Annotated in this window: 9 protein-coding genes; 2 read left to right on the top strand and 7 right to left on the bottom strand. The window is 71.3% G+C overall.

Annotated elements, in window-relative coordinates; genetic code table 11:
• The 3 genes from MTBUT4_RS04285 to MTBUT4_RS04275 form a co-directional block, all read right to left on the bottom strand.
• Window positions 1-733: PhoH family protein (locus MTBUT4_RS04285; protein ID WP_173978426.1), on the bottom strand; the 733-nt coding region annotated here is incomplete at its 3' end.
• A 273-nt stretch (window positions 734-1,006) separates the two neighbouring features.
• Window positions 1,007-1,423 carry a hypothetical protein gene (locus MTBUT4_RS04280; RefSeq protein WP_173978425.1) on the bottom strand — a complete coding sequence of 139 codons (417 nt, stop codon included), beginning with the start codon at window positions 1,421-1,423 and terminating at the stop codon, window positions 1,007-1,009.
• Between the two features lies 1 nt (window position 1,424).
• Window positions 1,425-2,171 (bottom strand): tetratricopeptide repeat protein, encoded by a 747-nt coding sequence (locus MTBUT4_RS04275; RefSeq protein WP_173978424.1) that lies wholly within the window; start codon window positions 2,169-2,171, stop codon window positions 1,425-1,427.
• A 71-nt stretch (window positions 2,172-2,242) separates the two neighbouring features.
• Here MTBUT4_RS04275 and MTBUT4_RS04270 point away from each other — a divergent pair, with 71 nt between their 5' ends.
• A complete protein-coding gene (locus tag MTBUT4_RS04270; RefSeq protein ID WP_173978423.1) occupies window positions 2,243-3,091 on the top strand; it encodes an SDR family oxidoreductase in 849 nt (282 codons plus the stop codon).
• Here MTBUT4_RS04270 and MTBUT4_RS04265 read toward each other — a convergent pair.
• Genes MTBUT4_RS04265 through MTBUT4_RS04255 form a run of 3 tightly spaced genes read right to left on the bottom strand, consistent with a single transcriptional unit; the run spans window position 3,088 to window position 5,590 of the window.
• Complete coding sequence (locus MTBUT4_RS04265) at window positions 3,088-4,281, bottom strand: nitrate/nitrite transporter (RefSeq protein ID WP_254434733.1); 1,194 nt, start codon at window positions 4,279-4,281, stop codon at window positions 3,088-3,090. The genes MTBUT4_RS04270 and MTBUT4_RS04265 overlap by 4 nt on opposite strands.
• Window positions 4,278-4,595 (bottom strand): PGPGW domain-containing protein, encoded by a 318-nt coding sequence (locus tag MTBUT4_RS04260; RefSeq protein ID WP_173978422.1) that lies wholly within the window; start codon window positions 4,593-4,595, stop codon window positions 4,278-4,280. Before MTBUT4_RS04260 ends, MTBUT4_RS04265 begins: the two co-directional genes overlap by 4 nt.
• Entirely contained in the window at window positions 4,592-5,590 is a 999-nt protein-coding gene (locus MTBUT4_RS04255; protein ID WP_173978421.1) for a M23 family metallopeptidase, read from the bottom strand. The genes MTBUT4_RS04260 and MTBUT4_RS04255 overlap by 4 nt, the downstream gene beginning before the upstream one ends.
• A gap of 84 nt (window positions 5,591-5,674) precedes the next feature.
• On the opposite strand from MTBUT4_RS04255, the gene MTBUT4_RS04250 reads away from it, so the two are divergent.
• Window positions 5,675-8,005 (top strand): cache domain-containing protein, encoded by a 2,331-nt coding sequence (locus MTBUT4_RS04250; protein WP_173978420.1) that lies wholly within the window; start codon window positions 5,675-5,677, stop codon window positions 8,003-8,005.
• 42 nt (window positions 8,006-8,047) lie between these two features.
• Here the strand turns inward: MTBUT4_RS04250 and MTBUT4_RS04245 are convergent, their stop codons facing one another.
• Window positions 8,048-8,848: a hypothetical protein gene (locus tag MTBUT4_RS04245; RefSeq protein ID WP_173978419.1), complete on the bottom strand. Its 801-nt coding sequence runs from the start codon at window positions 8,846-8,848 to the stop codon at window positions 8,048-8,050.
• Window positions 8,849-8,926 lie beyond the last annotated feature (78 nt).

The raw sequence follows: 8,926 nt of genomic DNA, 5'->3' as shown, positions 1-8,926 counted from the left end.
GCACCGTCAGCATGCTGGCCACCAGCGGGTGGCGGACGATGTCGGCTTCGGCCAGGGCCACCACCGCCACCTCGGGCAGGGCGCGCAGCCGCTCGGCGATGTCGGCCAGGCCCGAGATGCCGGGCAGCAGATCGGTCTGGTCGGGGTCGCCGGTCAGCACCATGGTGGAGTGCCAGCCCAGGCGGGTCAGCATCATCTTGATCTGGCCGTAGGTGCAGTTCTGCGCCTCGTCGATGACCACGAAGGCGTTGTTCAGGGTGCGCCCGCGCATATAGGCGATGGGGGCGACCTCGATGGTGCCGTCGGCGATGCAGGCGCGCAGGCGCTTGCCGCCCAGGCGGTCCGACAGGGCGTCGTAGAGCGGGCGCAGGTAGGGGGCCAGCTTCTCCTGCATGTCGCCGGGCAGGAAGCCCAGGGATTCACCGGCCTCCACCGCCGGGCGCGACAGGATGATGCGCGACACCTTGCCCTCCTCGAAGGCCTCCACCGCCGCCGAGATGGCAAGATAGGTCTTGCCGGTGCCGGCCGGCCCCAGCGCCACCGACAGGTGGTGGGTGCGGATCGCCTCCATCAGCTGGCGCTGGCCCTCGGATTGCGGCCGCACCTTGCGCACGTAGCTCTGGTCGCGCCCCGCCTCCTCGCCCAGCGGGCTCCATTCGGCTTCCGCCGGATACAGGGTGACGACGGATTCCGACTTGTTCTGCACGGCGCTACGCGCGGCACGCTTGGCCATTAGTCTCTCCCTCGGTGGACGCTGGAAGGCAGGCACAAAAAAGGCCTTCCCACGGGAAGGCCTGTTACGGAAACGGATCGGCGGGACGAAGGCCCGATACCCGCGGCTGCGGGCGGATGTGCGGAAGGAACGGGCGCCTGAAGCTTGGACAAGTCGGGTTCGTCCATCAAAACCGCCGATGCATTCGACGCTAACAGAACACGAATCGCGCTGTCAGCAATATTTCATGTCACCATGACTATTTCACGGAACTGGAACTTAACCTTTTCTTCATCACACGCGCTGCAGCCGCCACTCCAGCAACCGCCGGATATGGCGCTCCATGCGCGCCCGCGCCTGGCCGGTGGTGACGTCCACATAGGCGTGCAGGCGCTGCGACTTGGGGCCGTCCAGCACCTTCATCACCGCGCCGAAGGGATTGAGGAAGATGTCGCCGACGTCGGGCGCGGTCTCCTCGGCGCCGTCCTCGAAGGCGAAGGACACCCCTTCGACCGGGGTCAGCGGCAGTTCCGGATCGACATAGACCAGGCAGGCCTGGCGGCGGTCGTCCAGGGGCTCGAGCGGCACCACGAAGTGGTTGATGTGTTCCTTGCCGACCCGTTCCACCTTCAGGCACAGGCTGCGGCGGCCGTCCAGCTCGAGGGCGACGAAGGTGCCGGCGGCGACGGCATAGGCGGGCTTGGTCTGCATCTCACTTCACCTTGACGTCCAGCATTTCCAGGTTGCGGCGGGCGGCATCGGCGGCATCGCCTTCGGGCAGGATGGCGATGGCGTGCAGCCAGTCCTCGCGGGCGCCGGAGGTGTCGCCCTTGAGGCGGCGGATGATGCCGCGCTCCAGCCGCGCGTCGGGAAAATCGGGGTCCAGCTTCAGCGCGGTGTTCACATCGTCCTCGGCCCCCGGCAGGTTGTCGAGATAGCGGAACGCGCTGGCCCGCAAGGTCAGTGCCTCTATGCGGTTGGGCTGGCGCCGCAGCAGGTCCGACAGCAGGTCCACCGCCTCGGCGTAATGGTGCACCTGGGCCAGCAGCACGGCGTGGTCGAGGATCAGGTCGGGGGTGCCGGGGGCGAGCACCAACGCCGCCCGCTGCGCCGAATCGGCGCGGGTGACGTTGCCCGCCAGCAGCCAGGCCTGGCCGGCCTGGGCCAGCATCTCGGCGCGCACATGGTCCTCGCGCACGCTCTCGTTGGCCAGGGTCTCGAGCCGGCTGGCCGCTTCGCTGTGCTTGCCCAGTCCGATCAGCGCCACGGCGGCGCAATGGCGCGCCGCCTCGCCGCCGCCCAGGGACTGCCAGGCCAGCGCCTCCTCCCACCCCTGCTCGGGCTGCTGCTTGGCCAGGGCCATGCAGCCCCGGTATTCCAGCGGCGCGTCGATGGTCTCGGCCCGGGCCGCCAGGGCGGCCACGAGCAACGGCAGGGCGATGAGGACGGAGATACGCATGGACCCCTATGAACGGCGAGATTCCGACATTAGTGTGACGTGATGGACCAAAGTGACAAGGGGTGATTGCGATGGAAGGACGCTTCTTCCTGTTCGGGCTGGGTTTTTCCGGCCGGGTGATCGCCCGCCGGCTGGTGCAGGCGGGTTGGAGCGTCGCCGGCACCACCCGCTCGGGTGAGGCGTCGCCTGAGCTGGCGGGTGTCGAGATGTTCGCCTTCGACCGCGACCATCCGCTCCCCCCCGAGGCCGTGGCCGGGGTGACCCACCTGCTGTCCTCGGTGCCGCCCGACGAGGCCGGCGACCCGGTGCTCGACGTCATGGGCGAGACGCTGCGGGCCTTGCCGATCCGGTGGGCCGGATATCTGTCCACCACGGGCGTGTACGGCGATTGCGGCGGCGCCGTGATCGACGAGACCGCGCCCATCCGCCCCACCCTGGAGCGCTCGCGCCGCCGCGCGGCCGCCGAGGCGGCGTGGCTGGCCAGCGGCCTGCCGGTCCACCTGTTCCGCCTGGCCGGCATCTACGGCCCCGGGCGCTCGGCCCTCGACACCGTGCGCGAGGGCCGGGCCAAGCGCATCGTCAAGCCCGGCCAGGTGTTCAGCCGCATCCATGTCGACGACATCGCGGCGGTGGTGACCGCGTCCATGGCGCGCCCCGATCCCGGCGCCGCCTACAACGTCTGCGACGACGACCCGGCGCCGCCGCAGGATGTCATCGCCCAGGCCTGCGCCCTGCTGGGCGTGGCGCCGCCGCCCGAGATTCCCTGGGACGAGGCGAAGGACACCCTCAGCCCCATGCAGGCCTCGTTCTATGCCGACAACAAGCGGATCGACAACGGCCGCATCAAGCGCGAGCTGGGGGTGAGGCTGGCCTATCCGAGCTACCGCGACGGCCTGGCGGCAATACTGGCCGAAACCTAACCCCGCCGCGACCACGCCAGGGCCGGCGCCCCCAGCGCCGCCACCACGCCCAGGCTGGCGAAGGCCAGGCCCCAGGCGAGGCGGCTGTCCTGGCCGCCGGCCAGGTCGAGCACGGCGCCGAAGGCCAGCGGCCCGGCGAAGGCGCCGGCGAAACCCAGCAGCGAATGCACCGCCATGGTGGCGCCCCGCCGCTTGGGGTCGCATTCCAGCACCGCGCCGGTGGTCAGCGCCGCCGAATCCAGCTGGATCAACAGGTTGTAAAGCAGCATCAGCGCCACCACGATTCCGTAGGGCCAGCCGGCGGTGAAGCCGATGCCGCCGGCCACGGCCGCCGACATCAGGGCGAAGGCGGAGCAGGTGGTGCGGCGGTCGAACCGCGCGGCGAGGCTGGCGCCGCCGATGCTCGACCCCATCGCCAGCAGCGCCGCCAGGGTGGCGGCCAGGGTCGCTGACGGCAGCGCCGGCCCGCCGGCCTGGGCCGCCGCGAAGATCAGGAACGCCACCATCCAGCTGCGCATGCCGAACAGCTCCCACACATGGGCGCCGTAGGCCAGGGTGTAGCCGAGCACCCGGCGGTTGCGCAGCACCGGGCGGAAATCCAGCAGCGGCGCCGGAGTGGCCGGCGGTGGCGGCACCGGCTTCAGCGCCAGCGCCACGCCCGCCGCCGCCAGCGCCGCCAGGCCGGAGACGGCGAAGGCGGCCCGCCATCCCCACGCCTCGCCGACCACGCCCGAGACCAGGAACGAGACGCTGGTACCCAGCGAGAAGCTGGCGGTGTACCAGCTGATCCAGGCGGCCTGGCGCGGTCCCCCAACGTGCTCGACATGCGTGCGGTCGACCAGAGCGCGCAGGCCCGGCATGTAGGTGCCGGCCAGCCCGATCCCGGCCAGCGCCCGCCACGCCAGGGCCGAAGCGAAGCCCTCGGCGGTGAAGGCGAAGCCCAGGCACGACACCGCCGCCAGCAGGGCGCCGCCGAGATAGATGCGCCGGGCGTCGATGCGGTCGGTCAGCGCGCTCAAGACCGGCACCGCCGCGGCATAGCCGGCGAAGCCGATGCCGGAAATCCAGCCGGCCTGGGTGTTGGACAGCCCCCATTCGGCCATGAACACGGGCAGCAGGGTGGGGAAGGCGAAGACGCCGACCATGGTCGCCACCTCGGCGGCGCAGAGGGCGAGAACGACGCGGATCATGCGCGCGGACCGTCTGGCGGGTCGGGGGTTGGGGGGTCGGGCCGCGGGGGACGGCGGCGGCGCGCGGTGATCCGGTGCAGCCAATCCTGCGCCTTGTGGCGGGCGTCGTCGAGCACATGGGCGGCGTGGGGGAAGCGGTGGCGCAGCCGCATCAGCAGCCGGTGCGCCCACGGCTGTTCCTGGGCCAGGATGGCCAGGCCGATGGCCAGGAACAGCACCCCCTGCAGGATCGGCAGGAACAGCCCGAGCACGCCGAGCACGATGAAGGCCCAGCCGAAGACGATCTTCAGCAGGCGGGCGGCGGGGCGCTTCACGGCCGCACCTCGACCGCGACGGAGCGGGCCTCGACCACGGCACCGCCGCGCCGCAGCTCCACCGTGCCGCGCCAGGTTCCGGCCGCCAGCCCGCCCGCCGGCGCCTTGATCCCGGCCGCCTCGAACCGCCAGGCCTGGGTCCTGGCGGCGGGGTCGGCGTCGCGGCGCAGCCGTTCGGTGCCATCGGGCGCGGTCAGGGTGAGGCGCACCACGTCGCCGCCCTCGATGCCGAACAGCGCCCCCCACAGCACCAGGGCCGGGGCGGCCTTCGACAGCGTCGCCGGCGTCGCCGCGTCGCGCTTCAGCGCATCCTTGTCGGGCACCCGGTCGGCGAAGCCGGCGGCATAGAGCGTGGCACCCTGATAGGGCAGCGGGTCGCGCCACAGGCCGTTCCCAGCCGTGCCGCAGCCGCCATCCGCCGCGCCGCCGGTGAAGGGGTCGATGCGGCGCCCCTGGTGGCGCAGTTCGAGATGGACATGGGGGAACTCGCTCATCCCCGACAGGCCGACGCGGCCCAGCGGCGTCCCCGCCGTCACCGCCTGGCCGGACGTCACCGTCACCGAGCCGGGGCTGAGGTGGCAGTACTGGGTCTCCCAGCCGTCGCCGTGGCGCAGCACCACGCCGTTGCCGCATTCCCTGGAGGCCACCGAGGAGCGGCCGCCGGCCAGGAAGGCGCCGTCCGGTTCGCCGTCGCGCAGCCCCGCCACCGTACCGGCGGCGGCGGCCACAACGGTGGCGGCGACAGTGCGGTCGCGCACAGCGAAGTCGGTGCCGCCGTGACCGTCATAGCTGCGGGCACGGCAGCGGAAGTCGGCGGCGGCCGGACCAGGATCGGTATCGACGTAGTTCATCAGCCAGCAGGTCTCGCCCAGCCGGCAGTCGAGCGGCAGGCCGAGCCCGGGCGCTTCCGCCCTGGCCGGCACGGCCGCCGCCAGGAAAAACGCCACCGCCGCCGGCCACAGGACCCAACCGGCACATACCTTGGTCCAGGTCATAATTTGCTTCGACAGATTCATGCCTGAAATGTAAACCGTAGAATTGTGGGAATTACAGATACTCGGGCGTGAGGGGGAAAAGCCATGGTGTTCGGACTGACGGCCCGCTTTGCCGGCGGGTTCACCGCGGTGTCGCTGCTTGCCGTCCTGGTGACCGGTATCGCCGGCACCCGTTATTCCGCCCATCTGGTCGAGCAGGCCGAGGAGCGCGAGCTGAACGGCCGCTACGGCCAGTTCGTCGATGCCATCAACGCCGCCTCGCACCAGGCCGAGGCCATGGCGGCGGTGGTGGCCGGCATCCCCGGCATCCCCCAGGCGGTGGCCACGGGCGACCGCGCCATGCTGTCGGCCATGTTCGTTCCCGGCTTCAAGACCATGAAGCAGGTCTACGGGGTCGAGCAGTTCCAGTTCCACCTGCCGCCGGCCACCTCGTTCCTGCGGGTCCACAGCCCGGCCAAGTTCGGCGACGACCTGACCGCCATCCGCAAGACCATCATCCGCACCAATCAGGTCAAGGCCCCGACCCGCGGGCTGGAATACGGCGTCGCCGGGCTGGGCATCCGCGGCCTGGTGCCGCTGATGGACGGTGGCACCCATGTCGGCTCGGTGGAGTTCGGGCTGACCTTCGCCGCCGCCTTCTTCGAACGCTTCAAGCACGAGCATGGCATCGATCTCGCCCTGCACGTGCCCGACGTCAAGGACCCCTCGGTGTTCAAGGTGTTCGCCGGCACCTTCGGCGACGGCAACCATCTTTCCGCCGCCGAGGTCGCCCAGGCCGCCGCCGGCCAGGTGGTGCGCAAGACCGTGGCCGCCGGCGGCGGCCGCATCGCCGTGCTGGGGCGCACGGTCTCCGACTACAGCGGCGAGCCGCTGGGGGTGGTCGAAATCGCCATGGACGCCCGCGACTACGCCGTCCAGCTGGGCGAGGCGCGGCGCACCATGGTCCTGGTCGGACTGGGGGCGGTGCTGCTGGCCTCGCTGGCCGGCGTGCTGATCGCCCGTGGCGTCGCCCGGCCGGTGAAAGCCATGACCGCGGCCATGGACCGCATCGCCCGCCGCGACTTCGCCGTCGATCTGCCGCCCGCCAGCGGCGACGACGAGATTTCGCGCATGGTCCGCGCCGTCGAGGTGGTGCGCGACGAGGCGCGGCGCACCCACGTGCTCGAGCAGGAGCGCGCCCAGGCCATGGCCGAACTGGCGGAAAGCCAGGAGCGGCTGCGCATCGGCATGATCTCCCAGCTGAAGGGCGTGGTCGGCGCCGCCATCGAGACCAACGAGGCCGGCGTGGTGCTGGCCAAGATGATGGGCGACGTGCGCCAGTCGGCCTCGGAAAGCCAGAGCATGGCGGCGGCGGTCGAGGAGATGGTGGCCTCGGTCCACACCATCGCCCAGAATTCCGAGATCGCGGCGGCCGAGGCCGGAGAGGCGGAAGCCACCGCCCGCGACGGCGTCGAGGCCGCCGGCAGCGCCCGCGGCGGCATGGACGCCATGATGGAATCGGTCTCCGACGTCTCGGGCAAGATCTCCGCGCTGGGCGAGGCCACCAACCAGATCGGCGCCATCATCGACCAGATCGAGGCCATCGCCGCCCAGACCAACCTGCTGGCGCTCAACGCCACCATCGAGGCGGCCAGGGCGGGCGAGGCCGGAAAGGGCTTCGCCGTGGTCGCCTCCGAGGTCAAGGGCCTGGCCACCCAGACCGGCAAGGCCACCGAGGACATCCGCCGCCGCATCGGCGCCGTCACCGAGGAGATGCGCGCCGCCATCGGCGCCATGGGCCAGAGCGAGGCGGCAGCCCGCTCGGGGCGCGACGCCGTCGATCAGGTCACCGGCCGGCTCGATTCCATCGCCGCAAGGGTGGACGGGGTCACCGGCCACATGCGCGACATCGCCGGCATCCTCGGCCAGCAGACCGCCGCGGCGCAGGAGGTGTCGGCGGGAACCGCCCGCATCGCCCACCTGGCCAACGCCAACTACCAGGAAATCGGCGCGGTGCTTGAGGCCATGGCCAATGCCAGCCGCATTCTCGACGCCCGGGTCGAGGAATTCGCCGCCGAGGGCGGGGCGCAAGCCATCATCGAGGTGGCCAAGAACGACCACGTCCGCTTCAAGCGCAGCGTGGTCGAACGCCTGCTCGACCGCAGCGAGCTGACCGCCGACCGGCTGGCCGACCATCACACCTGCCGCCTGGGCAAGTGGTACGACGCGGTCAGCGACGAACGGCTGCGCGGCCATCCCGCCTTCGGCAAGCTGCTGGATCCGCACCAGCGGGTGCACGCCCACGGCAAGCGGGCGCTGGAGCTGCACGTCGCCGGTCACTTCGACGAGGCGAGCGAGGAGATCGACCGCCTCAACCAGGCCTCGCACGAGGTGCTGGCGCTGCTCGACGAGCTGGGGGTGGCGCTGGAGGGGTAGAACAAGACGCCGCCTGGCCTGTTCGCCCGGCTCCTGACCCTGTCAGGCCTCGATCATCTTCACGATCTGCCCCTCGCCGTCGAAGCAGGCGGCGGTCAGCGGGCCGCCGAAGCCGCAGCCGGCGTCCAGGGTGGCGGTGAAGGCGCCGACCCGTACGCCGCCGCGGCGGCGGTCCGAGCCGCGCACCACCAGCTTGAAGCCGCCGTATTGGCCGTCGAGCAGCTCGAACCCGGCGGAGCCCCACCAGAAGGCGTCCATCTGGGCCGAGAGCGGCCGGCTCGGATCGATGCCGGCATGGACGAACAGCAGCGTGCCCGAATCGGTGTAGGCGGCGTGGCGCAGCACGCTCATCAGCGCCGTGTGGCCGTCATGGCCGCGCATGCTCTGACGCAGGTTGCTGGTCCAGCGGGTCAGCGACAGGATGCCGTCGCGGGCGGCCAGTTCGCCTTCCTCGATGCTGCCGCCATAGGCGGCCAGGGTGGCGGCGATGCCGTGCCCGGCCATCCAGTGCAGCACGTCCGCCGGGTTGGGGGCGAACTGGAGCTGCAGCAGCTTCTGCCACATCTCCTCCTGGGTGCCGCGCAGATAGACCAGATCGTCGATTTCGACCCCCGGGCGGGCCAGGATGGCGCGGCGGAACAGCAGCAGCTCGTCCACCGTCTCGCGCACCTGCGGCCCGTAGCCCAGGTAGTCGCCGCAATAGACCAGCTGGTCGCCCGGCCGCAATTCGGCGGCCAGATGGGCATGCAAGGCCCTGAGACGCTCGATCTCGCCATGGATCGCCGCCACGGCCCAGATGCGCCCGCAGCCGCGCAGCGTCGCGAATACGTTGTTGTCCGACACTTAAGTCCGCCCTGCCCTAAGAACCCCGCCGCGGACGGCCCCACCATCCGCAGCAGGGGCATGGTCGCAGGCGCGAGA

This window comes from Magnetospirillum sp. UT-4 (assembly GCF_902729435.1).
In the GTDB taxonomy this organism is placed as follows: Bacteria; Pseudomonadota; Alphaproteobacteria; order Rhodospirillales; family Magnetospirillaceae; genus Magnetospirillum.
This window is presented reverse-complemented; position numbering and strand designations above follow the sequence as displayed.